Annotated in this window: 21 protein-coding genes and 1 tRNA gene; 12 read left to right on the top strand and 10 right to left on the bottom strand. The window is 63.2% G+C overall.

Going from position 1 to position 18,144, the window contains the following annotated elements; translation table 11 throughout:
* Positions 1 to 79 precede the first annotated feature (79 nt).
* The 3 genes from LB553_RS08250 to LB553_RS08260 form a co-directional block, all read right to left on the bottom strand.
* On the bottom strand, positions 80 to 847 hold the full coding sequence (locus LB553_RS08250) for an alpha/beta fold hydrolase (RefSeq protein WP_224512201.1): 768 nt from the start codon (positions 845 to 847) through the stop codon (positions 80 to 82).
* Positions 848 to 862: 15 nt separating this feature from the next.
* On the bottom strand, positions 863 to 1,357 hold the full coding sequence (locus LB553_RS08255) for a DUF192 domain-containing protein (RefSeq protein WP_224512204.1): 495 nt from the start codon (positions 1,355 to 1,357) through the stop codon (positions 863 to 865).
* Between the two features lie 113 nt (positions 1,358 to 1,470).
* Positions 1,471 to 2,064: a cold-shock protein gene (locus LB553_RS08260; protein ID WP_224512206.1), complete on the bottom strand. Its 594-nt coding sequence runs from the start codon at positions 2,062 to 2,064 to the stop codon at positions 1,471 to 1,473.
* A 262-nt stretch (positions 2,065 to 2,326) separates the two neighbouring features.
* Between LB553_RS08260 and gloA the strand changes: the two genes are divergently transcribed.
* The gene (gloA, locus tag LB553_RS08265; protein ID WP_095765146.1) at positions 2,327 to 2,767 is read left to right on the top strand and encodes a lactoylglutathione lyase; all 441 of its coding nucleotides are present in this window, start codon (positions 2,327 to 2,329) and stop codon (positions 2,765 to 2,767) included.
* A gap of 121 nt (positions 2,768 to 2,888) precedes the next feature.
* A complete protein-coding gene (locus LB553_RS08270) occupies positions 2,889 to 3,176 on the top strand; it encodes a DUF2218 domain-containing protein (protein ID WP_224512208.1) in 288 nt (95 codons plus the stop codon).
* A gap of 34 nt (positions 3,177 to 3,210) precedes the next feature.
* Here the strand turns inward: LB553_RS08270 and LB553_RS08275 are convergent, their stop codons facing one another.
* Both LB553_RS08275 and ilvA read right to left on the bottom strand, forming a co-directional pair.
* Positions 3,211 to 3,771 (bottom strand): DUF1697 domain-containing protein, encoded by a 561-nt coding sequence (locus LB553_RS08275; protein WP_224512210.1) that lies wholly within the window; start codon positions 3,769 to 3,771, stop codon positions 3,211 to 3,213.
* Positions 3,768 to 5,024, bottom strand: a complete 1,257-nt coding sequence (gene ilvA, locus LB553_RS08280) for a threonine ammonia-lyase IlvA (RefSeq protein ID WP_224512211.1) — start codon at positions 5,022 to 5,024, stop codon at positions 3,768 to 3,770. The genes LB553_RS08275 and ilvA overlap by 4 nt, the downstream gene beginning before the upstream one ends.
* A 274-nt stretch (positions 5,025 to 5,298) precedes the next feature.
* Between ilvA and LB553_RS08285 the strand changes: the two genes are divergently transcribed.
* A complete protein-coding gene (locus LB553_RS08285; RefSeq protein WP_224512290.1) occupies positions 5,299 to 6,333 on the top strand; it encodes an alpha/beta hydrolase in 1,035 nt (344 codons plus the stop codon).
* Positions 6,334 to 6,438: 105 nt separating this feature from the next.
* Complete coding sequence (locus LB553_RS08290) at positions 6,439 to 7,608, top strand: alpha/beta hydrolase (RefSeq protein WP_224512213.1); 1,170 nt, start codon at positions 6,439 to 6,441, stop codon at positions 7,606 to 7,608.
* Here the strand turns inward: LB553_RS08290 and ade are convergent.
* Positions 7,605 to 9,422: an adenine deaminase gene (gene ade, locus LB553_RS08295; protein WP_224512214.1), complete on the bottom strand. Its 1,818-nt coding sequence runs from the start codon at positions 9,420 to 9,422 to the stop codon at positions 7,605 to 7,607. The genes LB553_RS08290 and ade overlap by 4 nt on opposite strands.
* Before the next feature lie 158 nt (positions 9,423 to 9,580).
* Between ade and LB553_RS08300 the strand changes: the two genes are divergently transcribed.
* Positions 9,581 to 10,237, top strand: a complete 657-nt coding sequence (locus LB553_RS08300; protein WP_224512216.1) for an outer membrane protein — start codon at positions 9,581 to 9,583, stop codon at positions 10,235 to 10,237.
* Positions 10,238 to 10,380: 143 nt separating this feature from the next.
* On the opposite strand, the gene LB553_RS08305 is transcribed toward LB553_RS08300, so the two are convergent.
* Positions 10,381 to 10,692, bottom strand: coding sequence for a hypothetical protein (locus LB553_RS08305; RefSeq protein WP_224512218.1), 312 nt, complete (start codon positions 10,690 to 10,692; stop codon positions 10,381 to 10,383).
* Positions 10,693 to 10,900: 208 nt separating this feature from the next.
* Here LB553_RS08305 and LB553_RS08310 point away from each other — a divergent pair.
* Positions 10,901 to 10,986 (top strand) — tRNA-Leu (locus LB553_RS08310).
* Between the two features lie 63 nt (positions 10,987 to 11,049).
* Here LB553_RS08310 and LB553_RS08315 read toward each other — a convergent pair.
* The gene (locus LB553_RS08315) at positions 11,050 to 11,628 is read right to left on the bottom strand and encodes an NUDIX domain-containing protein (protein ID WP_224512220.1); all 579 of its coding nucleotides are present in this window, start codon (positions 11,626 to 11,628) and stop codon (positions 11,050 to 11,052) included.
* A gap of 284 nt (positions 11,629 to 11,912) precedes the next feature.
* Here LB553_RS08315 and LB553_RS08320 point away from each other — a divergent pair, with 284 nt between their 5' ends.
* The 3 genes from LB553_RS08320 to LB553_RS08330 all read left to right on the top strand — a co-directional run bounded on the left by LB553_RS08320 (position 11,913) and on the right by LB553_RS08330 (position 13,855).
* On the top strand, positions 11,913 to 13,016 hold the full coding sequence (locus tag LB553_RS08320) for an NADH:flavin oxidoreductase/NADH oxidase (protein WP_224512222.1): 1,104 nt from the start codon (positions 11,913 to 11,915) through the stop codon (positions 13,014 to 13,016).
* Positions 13,017 to 13,413: 397 nt separating this feature from the next.
* Complete coding sequence (locus LB553_RS08325; protein WP_263483960.1) at positions 13,414 to 13,590, top strand: DUF982 domain-containing protein; 177 nt, start codon at positions 13,414 to 13,416, stop codon at positions 13,588 to 13,590.
* A 25-nt stretch (positions 13,591 to 13,615) separates the two neighbouring features.
* Positions 13,616 to 13,855, top strand: coding sequence for a DUF2188 domain-containing protein (locus LB553_RS08330; protein ID WP_140750592.1), 240 nt, complete (start codon positions 13,616 to 13,618; stop codon positions 13,853 to 13,855).
* Positions 13,856 to 14,035: 180 nt separating this feature from the next.
* Here LB553_RS08330 and LB553_RS08335 read toward each other — a convergent pair whose 3' ends face one another.
* Both LB553_RS08335 and LB553_RS08340 read right to left on the bottom strand, forming a co-directional pair.
* Entirely contained in the window at positions 14,036 to 14,308 is a 273-nt protein-coding gene (locus LB553_RS08335) for a hypothetical protein (RefSeq protein WP_224512223.1), read from the bottom strand.
* A 182-nt stretch (positions 14,309 to 14,490) separates the two neighbouring features.
* Complete coding sequence (locus tag LB553_RS08340; RefSeq protein ID WP_224512225.1) at positions 14,491 to 15,465, bottom strand: alpha/beta fold hydrolase; 975 nt, start codon at positions 15,463 to 15,465, stop codon at positions 14,491 to 14,493.
* 135 nt (positions 15,466 to 15,600) lie between these two features.
* On the opposite strand from LB553_RS08340, the gene LB553_RS08345 reads away from it, so the two are divergent.
* The 3 genes from LB553_RS08345 (at position 15,601) to gpt (ending at position 17,967) form a co-directional block, all read left to right on the top strand.
* A complete protein-coding gene (locus tag LB553_RS08345) occupies positions 15,601 to 16,341 on the top strand; it encodes a competence/damage-inducible protein A (protein ID WP_224512227.1) in 741 nt (246 codons plus the stop codon).
* Positions 16,342 to 16,434: 93 nt separating this feature from the next.
* The gene (locus LB553_RS08350) at positions 16,435 to 17,268 is read left to right on the top strand and encodes a universal stress protein (protein WP_224512229.1); all 834 of its coding nucleotides are present in this window, start codon (positions 16,435 to 16,437) and stop codon (positions 17,266 to 17,268) included.
* A gap of 198 nt (positions 17,269 to 17,466) precedes the next feature.
* Positions 17,467 to 17,967 (top strand): xanthine phosphoribosyltransferase, encoded by a 501-nt coding sequence (gpt, locus tag LB553_RS08355; protein ID WP_095765134.1) that lies wholly within the window; start codon positions 17,467 to 17,469, stop codon positions 17,965 to 17,967.
* The last annotated feature ends 177 nt before the right edge of the window (positions 17,968 to 18,144 follow it).

Below are 18,144 nucleotides of genomic sequence, written 5' to 3' on the forward strand. Positions count from 1 at the left end.
GTGCGCCCTGCGGCGGCGCCAGCATCTCCATATAGGTGACGAGAAGATCGACCATTGCGAGCCGAGGAGCGCCGCGCGCTCAGAGCGGGTTTTCGGCGTAGAACTCGAGTACGCGCTGCTTGAAGCTTTTGTCGCCGACGGCGAGCATGTGGTCGCGTCCCTCAATGTGAAAGGCCCTGGCGTTGGGCATGAGGGCGGCAAGCTCGTCCGGCGAGCCGCCGATATCGTCCTTGGTGCCGACGGCGATCAGCGTCGGCTGGGCGATGCGGGCCATGTCATCCTCGCTGAGCAACTCGCGCGACTTTGCGATGCAAGCCGCAAGCGCGCGACGGTCGCTGCGCGTCTGATCCGCGAAAGCGCGAAAGGAGCGCCCGCGCGGATGTGTGGTCTGGGAAGGGTCTTCCGCCAGCAGGGCAGCCGCGATCGGATCCCAGTCGCCGACGCCGTCGACCATGCCGATGCCGAGACCGCCGAACACCAGCGTCGCGACCTTCTCCGGATCGGAGAGCGCCAGGAAAGCCGAGACGCGCGCGCCCATCGAATAACCCATGACATGCGCGCGCTCGATGCCGAGATGATCGAGCAGCGCGGCCGCGTCGGACGCCATTTTTTCAGGGGTGTAATCGGCCTCCTCATAGCTCTTCGACGACGAGCCGTGGCCGCGATGGTCGAAGGCGATCGCCCGGTAGCCGGCGTCGTTCAGCGTCTTGAACCAGCCCGGCGAGACCCAGTTGACATAGTGGCTGGAGGCAAAGCCATGGATCATCAGCACCGGGTCGCCCTGTCCCGAGGCCGGCTGGCGATCGAGATAGGCGAGTTCGAAACCGTCATGCGAAAGGAAATCCATCGGCGGAACTGCTTCTCAGTTGGAACTGGAGCCGATAGCCGGATGGCGCAAAAGATCGCCTTCCCTGATGCCGTCCTTGGCGGCCGTACCCGCCTTCAGCTCAAGCACGAAGCGCACCGGCTGTCCGGGCGAGATGATCGCTTCGGATTCGGGCTCGCCGCGCTTGATGGCTTTGATCCTGCCGTCCTGGCCGATGAAGATGAGGTCAAGCGCCATCGGCGTGTTCTTCATCCAGAAATCCACCTCATCGGTTCTTTCGAAGACGAACAACATGCCGTGATCGTCGGCCATGGTCTGGCGAAACATCAGTCCCGCCTCTCGTTCGGCAGAGGTATCGGCGATCTCGATGGAGAAGGAACGATCACCGGAGCCGGTCGACACCACCAGCGGCGTCCGGTCGGTGGGCAGCAGCATCGCATCCGCCGAACTCGGCTTCGCGGCGATGAAACAGGCGGCGAAAACGATCGCGGCGCAGAGCGCGCCCGCAGTCAGCCAATTGCGATGAGCCATGGGGTACCTCGTCCAGACCCTCGTCCTAGACCATGATCCGGAGAAGTGGAACCGGTTTTCGGACAATATGGTCGGCCCGCGGCAAAGGAACTTCTCGACTGCGTCGAGAGACCTTAGTGCGAGACCGACAAGGTGCCCATATCGGGGTGGATTTCGGCGGCCATAAGGCCTTTGTCGCCGCGTCCGAAGCGGACGAGCACGACCTGGCCGGGGCGGAGCTCGGTTATGCCGTAGCGCCGCAAGGTCTCCATGTGGACGAAGATGTCTTCCGTCCCCTCGCCCCGCGTCAGGAAGCCGAAACCCTTGGTGCGGTTGAACCACTTCACCAAGGCCCGCTCGAGGCCGCTCTCAGGGCTCACGGTAACGTGGGTGCGCTGTTCCTGCTCTGCCGGGTGCACCGCCGTCGAGGCATCCATGGACAGGACACGGAAAGCCTGCAAGCCGCGCTCGCCCTGTTTCACCAGGCAGACGACCCGCGCGCCTTCGAGCGCCGTCTGGAAACCGTCCCTTCGAAGACAAGTCACATGGAGGAGAATATCACCCGAGACGCCGTCGTCCGGAAGGATGAAGCCGTAGCCCTTGGCCACGTCGAACCATTTGATCGCGCCGGCGATTTCGACAAGCTCGGCGGCATCGCCGCCATTGTCCCGCTGCAAGGCGTCGTCAAGGCTTCCGTCCCGCCTCGTAAAAGAGGCTTTTTCCCCCATAAGAATGCCCCCTTTTTTCCAACTGAACTGCAACTGATTCTTGCCAAGAGATTAACACTGCGGCTTCCAGGGTGTGCAAGGGCTGACGTGCCTTTTTTCACCGTTCAGTTGCGGAAAGGCTGAAATGTTGTTTGCCGGCGCTTCCCAAGGACGAACGGCGGGGGTCCGAAATCAGCCGCAGCGCCGCAATTGTCGGACGATTGCCCTTTCGCCGGGTGGCCCCTATGTTGCCTGGCAACCCCAACAGCCCGAGGAAGCCGCCATGCGCTATCTGCACACAATGGTCCGCGTCGCCGATATCGACCAGTCGCTCGATTTCTACTGCAACAAGCTCGGCCTGAAGGAGGTGCGCCGTTACGAAAACGAGCAGGGACGCTACACGCTGATCTTTCTCGCCGCGCCGGAAGACGAGCAAAGCGGCATCCATGAGAAGGCGCCGCTGATCGAATTGACCTACAATTGGGACCCGGAGGACTACAAGGGCGGCCGCAATTTCGGCCACCTCGCCTACGAGGTCGACGACATCTACGCCACCTGTCAGAAGCTGATGGACAATGGCGTGACCATCAATCGCCCGCCGCGCGACGGCAACATGGCCTTCGTACGTTCGCCGGACGGCATCTCGATCGAGCTGCTGCAGAAGGGCCCCGCCAAGGCGAAGGCCGAACCGTGGGCCTCGATGCCGAACACGGGCGTCTGGTAAAGCCGGCGATCCACGTCGATTTGACCGGTGGCCGCTGGCGTTTCGCCGGGCGTTGCCTATCTTTCGGGAATTGGCGCCAGCCTGTCCAGGCTGGCGTTTCTTCATCCGCCAGGAGAATTTCATGCCGACCAGCCGCGCCGATGTCGCCACCGAACATGCAAGCCGCTATCTGCAGCAGCTCTGCAAGCACTGGTCGCACAAATTCCCGGTCGAGTTCGACCCGCAGCACGGCGCCATCCAGCTCTCGATCGGACGCACCGTGATAGATGCCGACGACCAGGCGCTGCACATCGCTTTGGCCGCCGACGATGAAGCTTCGCTGGAAAGGCTGGAGAGCGTGGTCGCCGACCATATCAAGCGCTTCGCCTTCCGCGAGGAATTGAGCTTCGACTGGCAAAAGGCCGCCTGAGCCAGAGCAATTCCGGGAAAAGTGCCTCGAACAGTCAGCCGCCGGCCTTGCCGGCTATGTCCAGCAGCGCAAGCACGCTGCGCCAGTTGCGCGCCGTGCCCGGCACCTTCAAGGTACGCGGGATGAGGTTGGCGAACACCGATTTGCCGAGCCCGTCCGGGGCATGAAGATAAAGCACGTCGCCCTTGATCTCGAAGCGCTCGGGGCCGGTGCATTTGTCGGCGAGCCGCTTCGTCTCCTCGGCGGTCGGCTCCCGTTCCAGCGCATAGGCATGCAGCTTGGTCGGCTCGCCGGCGACCTCGGGATAGGGATTGTCCTTCACCAGCCGCTCGAACCAGCCAGCATCGCGCACCATGATGCGCGAGTTGAAGCCCCATTTCTTCTCGAAGGCTGCCTCGAGTTCTTTGGTTAGCGCCGCCGTATCCCCCTTCTTCGCCCGGAACACGACATTGCCGCTCTGCACATAAGTCGTGACATCGCTGAAGCCGAGACTTTCGAAGAACGCTTTGAGCTCCGCCATTTTGACGATGCGGTTGCTGCCGACATTGATGCCGGAAAACAGCGCGACGAAAACCGTACTTTGTTTTGCGCTCATATGATGAACCCAGCCAGCGTCTCGTTGTCGGTGATATCCTGATATTGCACGCCCTCGGCGTCGAAATTGGCCTTCAGCAGGTCGAAATTGCGCCGGTCCTTGGTCTCGATACCGATCAGCACCGAACCGAAATTGCGCGCCGACTTTTTCAGATACTCGAAGCGGGCTATGTCATCGTCGGGACCAAGCATTTCGAGGAAATCGCGCAGCGCGCCCGGCCGCTGCGGGAAGCGGATGATGAAATACTTCTTCAGCCCCTCGAAGCGCAGCGCCCGCTCCTTCACGTCCGGCAGCCGCTCGAAGTCGAAATTGCCGCCGGAGACGACGGCGACGATGGTCTTGCCCCTGATCTCCTTGCGCGAAAAATCCTTGAGCGCGTCGATCGCCAGCGCGCCGGCCGGCTCCAGCACGACGCCCTCGACATTGAGCATCTCGATCATGGTGGCGCAGAGCCGGTTCTCCGGAACCAGCCGCACGGCATCGGCTGTGAAGTCCTTGAGATGGCGCAGCGGCTCGCGGCCGATCTCGGCCACCGCAGCGCCGTCGACGAAATTGTCGACCTTGGCGAGCTTGACCCGCTTGCCGCCGGCAAGGCTCTCACGCAGGCTCGGCGCGCCCGCCGGCTCGCAGAACACGAAACGCGGGTCGCGATGCTGGTCGGCGAAATAGTGGGTCACACCGGCGGCAAGGCCGCCGCCGCCCACCGGCAGAATGACAATGTCGGGCACGCGCCCGCCCGGCATCTGGGCCGCGATTTCGTAGGCGACAGTCGCCTGGCCCTCGATGATGTCCTTGTGGTCGAAGGGCGGCACCATGTGCGCGCCGGCGTTTTCGGTGAATTCGAAGGCGGCGCGGTAGCAATCGTCGAAGAAGTCGCCGACCAGCCTGATCTCGACGAAATCACCGCCGAACAGCCGCGTCTTGTCGATCTTCTGCTGGGGCGTTGTCACCGGCATGAACACGACGCCCTTTTTGCCGAAATGCCGGCAGACGAAGGCGAAGCCCTGCGCGTGATTGCCGGCAGAGGCGCAGACGAACAGCTCGGCATTGTTGCCGGCGGCGAGCGCCTTGCGGAAGAAGTTGAAGGCGCCCCTGATCTTGTAGGAGCGCACCGGCGTCAGGTCCTCGCGCTTCAAAAGAATGCGGGCGCCGGTCTTCTTCGACAGGTAGTCGTTCTCCTGCAGCGGCGTTTCCGGAAAGATTTCGCGGATCGCCTCGGCGGCTGCAGCGACGCGAGAAGAGAAGCTGTTCAACAGAAGTCCCTCATTTGGTCTCGGCGGTACGCCATGACAGCCATGTCCCGTGCCGGCAGACCTTCCTGCCGCCCTTTTGGCTTTCGCGCAACACTGCGATGACGGTCGTGCGGCACGGAGCGGATTTCCGCGGGACACGACTTACTTTGGCCGCACTTCGCCTGTCCGGGAGATTTCCGCGGAGGTGGACGGCCAATTGTGGTCGCGGTGGAATTGCAGTGAAAGTGTCGACGTGCGGTTGAAGACAATTCTGATCATTGCCCTTGCCCTGCTGATGGCGGGTTGCGCGGGCCACCAGACGCAGGAAATCCTGGGCAGCGTCGTCGTGCCGACGACGGCGACCGACATCGCCGGCAACCACTCGATCTTCATCGCCACCACGCGCAAGCGCTCCGACGACCCGAACAAGGTCTTCGATGGCGAACGCTCCGCGACGCTCAATTACGCACGCGTCAACGTCACCGTTCCCCCTATTCATCAGACCGGCCAGATCGAGCGCCGTTCGCGCGGCAAGTCGAACGATCCGACGAAGTATTTCATGGCCTCGGAAGTCGTCGGCTACGACACGCAGCCGAAATTCGCCAGCGCCCTCAACGCAGACATCGACGCCCGCGGCGGACGTGTGATGGTCTTCGTCCATGGCTACAACACCGGTTTCGACGATGCCGTCTACCGGCTCACCCAGATCGTCCATGATTCCGGCTATCCGGGCACGCCGGTGCTGTTCTCCTGGGCTTCCGGCGCCAAGACCACCGACTATGTCTACGACAAGGAAAGCGCCGCAGCGGCTCGCGACCAGTTGGAGGTGACGCTGCGGATGTTGGCGCAGACCGGCGCCCGGCGCATCGACATCGTCGCCCATTCGATGGGAACCTGGGTGACGATGGAAACACTGCGTCAGCTCGCCATCACCGGCGACCGCGATCTCGGCGGCAAGCTCGGCGACGTGGTGCTCGCCTCGCCCGACATCGATGTCGACGTCTTCAAGAGCCAGATGCGCCGCTACGGCAAGCCGGACAAGCCCTTCATCCTGCTCCTGTCGGATGACGACCGGGCGCTGCGGCTCTCCGGCCTTATCGCCGGCGCTCGGCCGCGCGTCGGCGACTACCGGGATGCCGCCGACCTTGCTTCCTATGGCGTCACGGTGGTCGACCTCTCGAAGGTCAAGGGCGCCGACAGCTTCAACCACACCAAATTCGCCGACAACCCGATGATGGTGCAGATGATTGGACAGCGGCTGCGCGAGGACGACGGCTTCGCCAGCGATCGGGACGTGACGGACCGCATCCGCCAGCTCGCTGCGCAGTAACCGTATCGGTGCGGGTTCCGCGCCACAGGGACTTTGAACTGGACCCGGCCGCTCTCTGGCTTTATCGGAGTAGCAAGAGAGGTTGCCGCCCTTGGGGGATCCCGGGTGACTGTGCATGTGAAGATCGTTGTCGGCCTGGCCTTCACGCTCGCCCTCGCCGGCTGCGCCGCTCCCACGCATGACCTTCTCAACCGCAAAACAGTTACAGCGCCTGCCTCCGACATCGCCGCCAGGCACGAAATCTTCGTCGCCACCACCCGCCAGCAGGCGACCAAGGATCCGCGCCAAGTGTTCGACGGGGACCGTTCGCTGACCACCAGCTACGCTCGCGTCGACGTCACCGTGCCGAAGATCCATCAGGTCGGCGCGATCGAACGCGCCAAGGGCTCGGCAGACTCCAATCCAGCCAAGCAGTTCACCGCCACCGATGTCGTCCACTATGGCGACGCGCGGCAATTCGCCATGGCGGTCGGCGCCGACATTTCGATGCGCGGCGACCGCGCCCTGGTGTTCGTGCACGGCTTCAACAATGGTTTCGACGACGGCATCTACCGCATCACGCAGATAGCGCATGACACTAAATATCCCGGAACGCCGGTGCTGTTCTCATGGGCATCGAGCGCCAAGGCGACCGGCTATATCTACGACAAGGACAGCTCGACCGCCGCGCGCGACGACCTCGAGGCGACGCTCAGGATGCTCGCCAAGACGCGCGTCAAGAGCATCGACATCATCGCCCATTCCATGGGCACCTGGCTGACGATGGAGGCGCTGCGCCAGCTCGCTATCACCGGCGACCGCGATCTCGGCGGCAAGCTCGGCTATGTCATCCTCGCCTCGCCCGACATCGACGTCGATGTCTTCAAGAAGCAGATGATCCGCTACGGCAAGCCCGACAAGCCCTTCGCCATCCTGCTTTCGGGCGACGATCGTGCGCTGAAGCTGTCGAGCTTCATTTCCGGCGACAAGCCGCGCGTCGGCGACTACGGCAACGCCGCCGATCTTGCCGATTACGGCGTGACGGTCGTCGACCTGACCCGCGCCAAAGGCGGCGACGGCCTGAACCACGCCAAATTCGCCGATAACCCGATCCTGGTGCAATTGCTGGGCAACCGGCTGCGCACACCGGCCGGGCTTGCGTCGGACGAGCCCGACCCGACGCAGCTCAACGATATCGGCCAAGGCCTCGGCAAAGCGGTCGGTTCGGTCGCCGAGGTCGTCATCACCACGCCGTTCAAGGTGTTGACCATCGCGACCGGCGGTGACCCACCCTAAACAAACAGGTCGACCTTCCGGAACGTCGTCACGTCGACCAGGCCGACATCCGAGATCCTGAGCTCCGGAATGACCACCAGCGCCAGCAGCGAGTGCTGCATATAAGCGTTGTTGAGCGAGCAGCCGACCTTGCGCATGGCCTCGGTCAGTTGCTCGGCCTTTGCCGCGACGATCTCGGCGCGCTCGTCCGACATCAGCCCGGCGATCGGCATCTCGACCAGCGCCAGCTCCTTGCCCCTGGAGTAAAGCACGACGCCGCCGCCCACCTCGCCCAGCCGGTTGACGGCCAAAGCCATGTCTTCCTTGTTCGTGCCGACGACGATGATGTGGTGCGCGTCATGCGCGACGCTGGACGCCATCGCGCAGTCCTCCACATAGCCGAAACCGGACACGAAAGCGTTGGTGACGCCCCCCGTGCCGCGATGGCGCTCGACCAGGGCGATCTGGCAGATGTCGTTGCGCCGGTCCATGGCGACCAGCCCGTCCTCGACCGCTAGATCGGCTTCCAGAGCCCGCGTCGGCGCCTGGTTCTCGATCACGCCGATCACCCGCGCCCGCACCTCGTTGGCGCCCTGCGGCGCAAAAATGTCGAAGTCTTTCGCCGCGAGTTTCTTGCCGAGCCTGACTGTATTCTTCGCCGATTGGGGATAGTCATAGGCCGCGATGTCGATCTCGAGCTTGCCGGCCTTGGCCAGCCTGACGCCGCGGCCATAGACTTCGTCTATGGTCATCTGGGCAAGGTCCGAAACGATCAGAAGATCGGCCAGGCGTCCCGGCGCGATCGAGCCGATCTCGCGCTCCAGCCTGAAATGCTGCGCGGTGTTGAGCGTCGCCATCTGGATCGCCGTCACCGGCTTCAGCCCCTGGCTGATGGCATGCCGCACCACGCGATCCATATGGCCTTCATGCACCAGCGTGCCGGAATGGCTGTCATCGGTGCACAAGATGAAGTTGCGCGGGTCGATGCCGCCTTCGGTCACCGCCTTTATCTGCGCCGCGACGTCGTACCAGGCCGACCCCAGCCTCAGCATTGCCTTGATGCCCTGGCGCACCCGCGCGATCGCGTCCTCCGCGCGCGTGCCTTCATGGTCGTCCTCCGCCCCGCCGGCGACATAGCCGTGGAAGGGCAGGCCGAGATCGGGCGACGCATAATGGCCGCCCACCGTCTTGCCGGCCCTGACCGTCTCGGCGATCTCGCCCGACATCACCGGATCGTTGGCGGCAACCCCTGGGAAATTCATCACCTCGCCAAGCCCGATGATATTTTCCCAGGTCATTGCCTCGGCCACGTCGGCGACCGTCAGCTCGGCGCCGGCATGCTCCAGCCCCGGCGCCGAGGGCACGCAGGACGGCATCTGCACATGCACGTTGATCGGCATCGCGACCGCTTCGTCATGCATCAGGCGCACGCCCGGCAGTCCAAGCACATTGGCGATCTCGTGCGGATCGATGAACATCGAGGTGGTGCCGTGCGGGATCACCGCGCGGCAGAACTCCGTCACCGTCACCATGCCGCTCTCGACATGCATATGCGCGTCGCAAAGGCCGGGCACCAGATAGCGCCCGCCGGCGTCGACGACCTTGGTCCCCTCCCCGATGGCGTGGCCGGCATTCGGCCCGCAATAGGCGAAGCGGCCGGCGGCGATCGCGATATCGGTGCCGGGGATGATCTCGCCCGAATGGACGTTCACCCAGCAACCATTGCGGATGACCAGTTCCGCGGGCTTTCGGCCCATCGCGACATCGACCAGATATGTCGCCACTTCGGTCCACGGTTTCGGCTGTGTGGCGCTTGTCGGCTTGGCGTTCGTCATTGGCTGAGTCCTCTGCATGGGCCAGTTTGGCAAATGTCGGCGCCCGGAGCCAGAGCGTCAGGTCGTAAACCACTGTTGCAGAGATGCAATTCCGTTTCGCCGTGATTGGGGCTAGTCTGCCCTAAGGAGTCCTCGAAACCGCCATTTCGGAGCGCCCTATGCGTCGACTGACGCTCGCCAGTGCCGGCCTTCTTGCCCTGCTGTCCGGCTCTGCCTGGGCGGCGGATCTAGGCACTAATCTGCCGATGACCGCGCCCGGCTTCGACTGGACCGGCTATTATGCCGGCATGCAGGCCGGCTATGGCTGGGGTCGGTCCGACATCACCGTAGAAGGCGGTTCGGTGAAGCCCGACATCGATGGCGGTTTCGTCGGCGGCCATGTCGCGGGGCTCTGGCAATTCGACCAGGCCGTGATCGGCGCCGAGGCCGATCTCAACTACGCCTCGATCGACGGCACCGCCGACGCCGGCCCGGCAAACACATTCGGTACCGACATCAAGTGGTTCGGTTCGGTCAATGCCAAGGTGGGCTACGCCATGGATCGCTTATTGATCTATGGCATCGGCGGCGTGGCTTTCGCCGGCATCGAGACCTCGCAGGCGGCGGGCACCGGCTTTACCCAAACCCGCACCAGCACCGGCTGGACGATCGGCGCCGGCGTCGACTATGCCTTGACCAACAATGTCGTCGTCGGCGCGCAATATCGCTACTATGATTTCGGCAAGGAGCATTTCGACGCTTCGAACACCTTCACCGAGCGCGATCAGGACGTGAAGCTGCAGACGCTGGGCGTGAATTTCAGCTATAAATTCTGAGGCTTCGCCGCCGCGTCGATGCGAAAGACCTCTCCCGCATCAATCTGTCGAAATAGAGTGGCCGGCGCCCGCAGGGGGCGGGGGATTGGGTTGGGGGCCTGATAGACGCCGGCCTCGGCGGATCGATCCGCCGCGTCGCGAAACTAGCGTTCCCTCGGTAGACCGTAATTCCGTGGTCGCGCCACTTTCCAATCGCCCTGCCCCGCCGTGGCGGATGTGGCGGACATGCTTGGCTGAATGCTTGCGGCCGGCCTATCAGAATCGGTCCGAATCTCTTTTCCTTCAGGCATGGCGTCGAGACATTCCTGCAGCCGCCGCAGCCGGGCCTTTTGCCAGCGCAGCGTGTGCGCGACCTCATGCAGGTTCCATTTGGCCTTCGAGTTGGCGGCCTCGATCAGACCCCGCTCGAGCCGATCGATCTCGCTGCGCAGCTGCCGCGCCTCCGCCTCCCGCACTTCCCTGATCCAGCCTGGCCCACGCATGGTTCCACCATCAAAGCCGGCCCCGATGCTCGCACACAAAGGCTAATGGGATCGGTTCGGAGAATTTGGCATTTTAAACATCACTAATGTTAAATCTGCGCGATGGCCGCCCGCGCAAACTGCGGACGATCGGAAACATCGCTTGACGGCTCATATCAGGCATTTGAAAAGGGGCACGCCTGCGGACGTGGCGGAATTGGTAGACGCAAGGGACTTAAAATCCCTCGATCTCTGATCGTACGGGTTCGATTCCCGTCGTCCGCACCACCTTGCTCTTCGAGCTTCGGAGGGCGGGCCACCGAATGCCGAAGCATCGCAGCCGAGACAGAGTCAAACCTTGATCGGGTTGAGCTTCAGATGCTGGATCAGGATGATCGTCTTGGCGTCGACGATGCGGCCGTCGGCGATACCAGCCAGCGCGTCGTCCAAGGGCATTTCCAGAACCTCGATGTCCTCGCCTTCTTCCGGTGAGCCGCCGCCGTCGGAAATGCGGTCGGCCGGCGAATAGCGCGCGGTGAAGAACCAGAGCCGTTCCGTCACGCTGCCCGGGCTCATGAACGGCGAAAACAGCCGCTCGACATCCTTCAGGTGGTAGCCCAGCTCCTCCTCCGCTTCCTTGCGGATGGCGGTTTCGGGATCGTTTTCATCGAGCAAGCCGGCGCAGGCCTCGATCAGCGGCTCGCGATGGCCCACGGCGTAAGCCGGGAAGCGAAACTGCCGCACCAGGAGCACGGTCGAGCGCTGCGGATCGAAGGGCAGGATCACCGCGCCGTCGCCGCGATCGTAGGTCTGGCGGATCTGCGTCTCCCATCGCCCGTCGCGGCGGCGATAGTCGAGCACGGTCTTCTTGAGCACCGCCCAGTCGTCCGAAAGGACCTCCTCCGAACGGATGCGAACGCGATCTTCCATGACGACCTCCGTATTGGCGGCAAAGGGATAGAGCAATTTCAGGAAAAGTGTGAAGCGGTTTTCCGTCCGAAATTGCGTAAGGCAAAAAAGATGGTGCGGTCCTCCATCTCGAAGAACGGAGAACCGCTCCATCGAGAAAGGTGGCGCACGCAATCCTGGAAACCGGCTGGCCCGAAACCGACTGGCCTGGAAACCGACTGGTCCAGCGGGAGTCTCACCGGCTCGTGTCTGGCGCGACGCGCCGCGGCTGCCTAGATAGCGGTATCTCGCCAGGAGCCCGTTTCATGACATCATCGCTTTTCCAGCCGATCACCCTCGGCGGCCTCACCTTCCCCAATCGCATCGCGGTTGCCCCCATGTGCCAGTATTCGGCCGAGGACGGCTCGGCCAGCGACTGGCATCTCTATCACTGGATGAACCTGGCAATGTCGGGAGCCGGCATGGTGACCGTCGAGATGACCGATGTCGAGCGGCGCGGACGTATCTCGCATGGCTGCCTCGGCCTCTATTCCGACGACAACGAGGCGGCCGCCAAGCGCACGCTCGACGCCGCCAGGCGTGTCGCCGCGCGCGGCACGAAATTCGGTGTCCAGCTTGCCCACGCCGGCCGCAAGGCCTCTAACCGCAAACCCTGGGAAGGCGGCGGTCCGCTGCGGCCTGGCGAGGATCCCTGGCAGACGGTTTCTGCCTCGGCCATCGCCTATGACACGGGCTGGAATGTGCCGCACGCGTTGGAGGAGGACGAGATCCTGGAGCTGATTGCGCGCTTTGCGCAGGCGGCCGTGCGCGCCGAACGCGCCGGTTTCGACTTTGCCGAATTGCACGCCGCGCATGGCTATCTGATCTTCCAGTTCCTCTCGCCGCTCTCCAACCAGCGGACGGACCGCTGGGGCGGGGCGCTGGAAAATCGCATGCGCTTTGCGGTCGAAATCGCCAGGGCGGTGAGGAAGGCCGCTCCGTCCGTGATGCTGGGCGCACGCCTTTCGGTTAAGGAATGGGTCGAAGGCGGTTTCGACGTCGAGGACGCAATCGAGGTGGCCAAGGCGCTGAAGGCCGAGGGCATCGCCTATATCTGCTGCTCCAGCGGCGGCAATTCGCCCCTGCAGCAGGTGCCGCCCGGCCCTGGTTACCAGGTGCATCTGGCGGAGGCCGTGCGCAACGGCGCCGGCATTCCGACGCGCGCCGTGGGGCTGATCGACGATCCGCGCCAGGCCGAGGCGATCGTGGCCGACGGTCGTGCCGACATGGTGGCGCTGGCGCGCGCCTTCCTCGCCGACCCGCGCTGGGGCTGGCGCGCGGCGGCTGCTTTCGGCGAGGAAATCCATCCCGCGCCGCAGCTGGCACGTTCGGTGACGACGATGCGGCATTGGATGAAGGCCGCCGGCTAGGGGTGTGTTGAGATTAGGTCAAGCCGAGCCGAGAACGGTGGTTTGCGAGAACCGGAGCGGAGCGTACTAAGTACGTGAGCACCGGAAGCGCAGGAAACCATCGTTCGCAGGCCGGCATCACCTGAATATCAACGCAACCTAGGCAAATTCCAGGAAAGTCTTGACACGGTCAGGCTCGGCGGCTTCGCCGTGGCTTCCGTCCGGAATTGCGTCAAAACAAACTCGAATCAGCAGAGTGCTGAGACGTTTGGGCGCAGGTTTCTCGCCACAACTGCAACCAATTTGGCCGTTTTACGTTGGCGGCCATGATAGACAACAAGCCCTTTGAAAAGCCGGTGGTGGTCATGTCGGCAAATATCGCCAAATCCGAAGCACCCGCGAAGCAGCCGAGTGCCTGATGACCGTTTGGCCGCTCAATCGCGGCGAGCGTCATCGTGATGCTCTGGACACTTGCCTCAAGGCGCTGGAAGGTTATCGTTCGACGGCGGACGCACGTCGCGCCCTCGTCGAGGCAGCCAGGGAATCGGAAGTGCTGGTTCCTGAAGACAGGCTGCCCGACGGAAAGCTGCATTGAGCGGATTTCTTAACCGGAGGATTCCATGGCGAAGCTGACTTACAAGATCGTCGAGCATGATGGCGGCTGGGCCTACAAGGTCGGCTCGACATTCTCTGAAACTTTCCGCACGCACCAGGAAGCGCTGCGCGCCGCCGAAATCGCTTCGGCCGAGCAGCAGGTCGCCGGCACTACGGACGGCATCCAGTACGAGGATGCCGAAGGAAAATGGCACGACGAACTCGCCGACGGCAGAGACCGTCCGCAGACCGAAGTATCTGACTGAAGCATTCCAGGAAAAGTGTGAGCGGTCAGGCTCGGCGCTTTCGCCGCAGCCTTCTGCCCCGAACTGCGTCGGGCGTTTCGCCGTTTCGTGAAGCGGAGAAAAACACTCCAACAAACTGGAATCGCCTCCGCGACCGGCAAAGCCCAAGGCTTCATGCCGGCCGCCGGAGACCATGCGGCCCTATTTGCCGCAGTAGTTGTCATTGACGTTCTGCTGCGAATTGGCATCGGGACCTGGCGTTGTGTCGGCACACGGCCCGATAGCGCCGGTATTGCCTTGGGTGGTCAGCCCGGAGCCACCGTTGATGCTGCCTGTGGTATAGGGGTCCACCTGCTCGCTCACGTCGGGACGATGGTCGCGGTGCCACCACCACCAGTCATCTGATGACTGCGCCATGGCCGCGCCACCCATGGCCAGCACCAGCGCCGAAGCTGCGATAAGTCTTGTAAGCATCGGATTTCTCCATTCTCTCAATCGCAAAAATATATGGGGCCGAGGCCCCACAGCGACAAAGGCGAAACCCTGCCGCCGGGGCTAAAGTTCCACCGGAAATTGCGGGTGGGACGGAATGTCCGACACTTTTGTGTGACGCCGCGTGATCAACCGCGAAGCATTGCCGTGACCACCAGCCGAATTCATTTCGCGTCGGCGAAAGCACGCGCGGCGACACGTTCGATAAAGGCCATCACCCGTTCGGGTTCCAGGAATTGCGGCATGTGGCCTAGACCTTCGACCCGTTCGAAGTCGAGGCCCCCGATCCTATCCAGCATCGGTTCGCCATGCACGGCCTCGACGATCACGCGGTCATCGGTCCCGAACAGAATGCCTGCCGGCATCGCTATGTCGCGGTAACGCCGTTCGATTTCGCCAAGATCCCGTTCCACCGCCACGACATCGGTGGAGGTGGCGAAATAGTGGGACGGACGCAACCCGAGCCAGCCCCCGCCGGCGACCATGTAGTCCGCGGGAACCGCTTGCGGCGCGAAAATGAACCTCAGCGTCGGCCGCGCGTAACGAAGGCTAAGTGGCACCGCCACCGTATGGGCCAGGACGCGGCGCAACAGCGGCCATGGAACATAGAGCAGGTCAAACCGCTCACGTATCCTCGCTTCGAGATGCGTCAGCGGTGAAAGCAGCGCAATGCCGGAAATCGCTGTCGGATGCCCGGCTGCCAGAGCAAGGGCAATGGCCCCACCGAGCGAATGGCCAACGATGAGTGGCCGTTCCAGGCGCAATTCCTCGATGAAGCGCCGCAGGATGTCGGCCTGTTCGGGCAATCGGCCGGTCGCACCCCTTGCCCGAACCGAATAGCCGGAGCCTGGCCGGTCGAGCGCGATCAGCCGGTAACCAGAACCGAAGCGCCCGAACAGGGTGTGGCGAAAATGGTGGAGCTGAGCGCCGAGCCCGTGCACGAAGACGATCGGCTTGCCCTCGCCCTCTTCCACATAGTGGATGCGGTTGCCGTCGATCTCGACGAATTTTCCGCAAGCCGGCACCCGTCTTTCGGCCTTTGCCGCGATCCGCCAGGTCGCAAGCATCAGCGCGAGCACGACAAGCACGATGGCGGCAAGCAAGCCGGCAAGCAGCCACAAGACAATCGATATCAGCATGTTTTCACCTGGCCCGACCGACCGCACCATATCGGCAACGGCAGCCGCCACAAGCGCATCAACACATCCGGGTTTCGCATTGCCGCCGGCCGCCGGCCGCGTTATCTCAGGCGACCTATTGTGCCGGAGCCCGCCATGCCTGAAATCGTCACCGCCGCCATGCTCGTCATCGGCGACGAGATCCTCTCCGGCCGCACCAAGGACAAGAACATCGGCCACCTCGCCGACATCATGACGGCGATCGGCATCGATCTTAAGGAAGTGCGCATCGTCCCCGATAAGGAGGACGAGATCGTTGCGGCGGTGAATGCCCTGCGCGCTCGTTATACCTACGTCTTCACCACCGGCGGCATCGGCCCCACGCATGACGACATTACCGCCGACTCGATCGCCAAGGCCTTCGGCGTGCCCTGCGAATACGACGCCAGGGCCTATGCGCTGCTCGAAGCAAGCTATGCCGGGCGTGGCATCGAATTCACCGAAGCGCGCAAGCGCATGGCGCGCATGCCGCGCGGCGCCGACCATATCGACAATCCCGTCTCCGTCGCGCCGGGCTTCCGCATCGGCAATGTCCATGTCATGGCCGGCGTGCCGTCGATCTTCCAGGCCATGCTCGACAATGTTGTGCCTACGCTCAGGGCCGGCACGAAGATGCTGTCGGCCACGGTGCAGTGTCCCTTCGGCGAAGGATTGATCGGCGGGCCGCTGGCCGAGATCCAGAAGGCGCATCCCGACACGATCATCGGCTCCTATCCCAAATATGGCGACGGCAAGTTCTGGACCGAACTCGTCGTCCGAGCCCGCAGCGAGGAAGCGCTCGAGGCCGCGCGCAAGGACGTCGAGGCAATGGTGGCGGGCTTGGCCAAGGGAGGCTGACCGGGCATTCGGCTGGAACCAGTCAACGCGCTGAGGCGTTCCTTTGCTGCGCGCACGCGTAGCGCAAGTACGCAAGTAATTGAGGGACCAGCCATGCGCTTCAAGACAATCGTCGCCATTTTGCAGAACGAGCAGGACGCCGAGCGCGTCCTCGATTACGCCCTTCCGCTTGCCGAAAGGTTCGAGAGCCATCTCGTCGGTATCCATGCCGAGGCGCTTCCCGTGCCCTACACATCGGCCACCGGCTTCCCGGATACCGAATTCCTGCAGGTCTCGGCCGAGATGAATAAGGAACGCGCCGACAAGTTGCGGGCCTATTTCATGAAGAGGATCGAGGACTCCGGCCTGTCCTTCGAGTGGCGTAGCCTGGAAAGCTTCTCCGGCGACAGCGCGCTGACCGGCATATCGAGCGTGCGCGCCGCCGATCTGATCATTGCCGCGCAGCGCGACACCGGCGGCGATCCTGGCGCCGACGTCGACACGTTGGTCTACGATGCCGGCCGGCCGGTGCTGGTCGTGCCCCATGCCGGGCCACTGGTCACGACCTTCAGACGTGTGCTGCTGGCCTGGAACGGCAGCAAGGAAGCGGCCCGGGCCGCGTTCGATGCCCTGCCCTTCATCGCCGAGGCCGACAAGACGGACATTCTCGTCATCGACCCGCCGGAGACGCTCGATGAATCTCCGGAAGCCGCCGGCGCCGAGATCGCAGCGGCGCTGTCGCGTCATGGTGCCAATGTCAGTGTCTCCGTGCAGAAATCGGACGGCTCCTCGGTGGACGATATCATCCAGTCGCGGATAACCGAGTCCGGCGCCGATCTTCTGGTGCTTGGCGCCTACAGCCACTCCTGGCTGCGCCAGCTTCTGTTCGGCGGCGTCACCCGCACGGTGTTGCGCACGACGAATGTGGCGGCCTTCCTGTCGCGGTGAGGGTAGGTCTCGAACCCGTAAGCGGTTTCGAGGCCGCGACCTGTGTCAAGCTAAAAGCGCATCGCTTCAATTCGTCTCAGCGCAACGCGCTTGAGCCCACAGCCCCTCCCCTTGCCAAGCCCGGCGCTTTCCGGCTAATTCCGGCTGCATTCCAGTGTTTCTGCGCGCCGACGGCGCGCCTTGCGGAGTGCGCGAACCATGTCCCTTCCAGAAAAAGCCTTTCCCGTCTCCTGGGACCAGTTCCACCGCGACGCCCGGGCGCTTTCCTGGCGGTTGTCCGGCGCCAACAAGGGGCAATGGAAAGCGATCGTCTGCATCACGCGCGGCGGCCTGGTGCCTGCCGCCATCATCGCGCGCGAGCTTGGCATCCGCGTCATCGAGACGGTGTGCGTCGCCTCCTATCATGACTACACCAGCCAGGGTCAGTTGCAGGTCCTGAAGGAGATTTCGCCTCCGCTGCTCGCCGATGACGGGGCGGGCGTGCTGATCATCGACGACCTCACCGATACCGGCAAGACGGCGGGTATAGTGCGCGCCATGATGCCGAAAGCGCATTTCGCGACTGTCTACGCCAAGCCGAAGGGCCGCCCGCTGGTCGACACATTCGTCACCGAGGTCAGCCAGGACACCTGGATCTACTTTCCCTGGGATATGGGCTTCACTTACCAGAAGCCGATCGCAGACGATCACGCCGGCTGAGCGGCCTTCACGTTTCGAGAGAATCTGGCTCAAGCCAGGTCCTGTAACCGCGCCAATGAGCGCAACTACTTGGGCAAATGACCTTTTCTGGTGGCATTTCCCGATAGCGTGAAGTTTTTTACTTTTAAAGCCCATAATTCGCCCTAAGATTTGTAAGGTGGCAAACGATTCCGGAGG

The sequence above is a fragment of the Mesorhizobium sp. CA8 genome (genome assembly GCF_020164955.1).
Classification (GTDB): Bacteria; Pseudomonadota; Alphaproteobacteria; order Rhizobiales; family Rhizobiaceae; genus Mesorhizobium.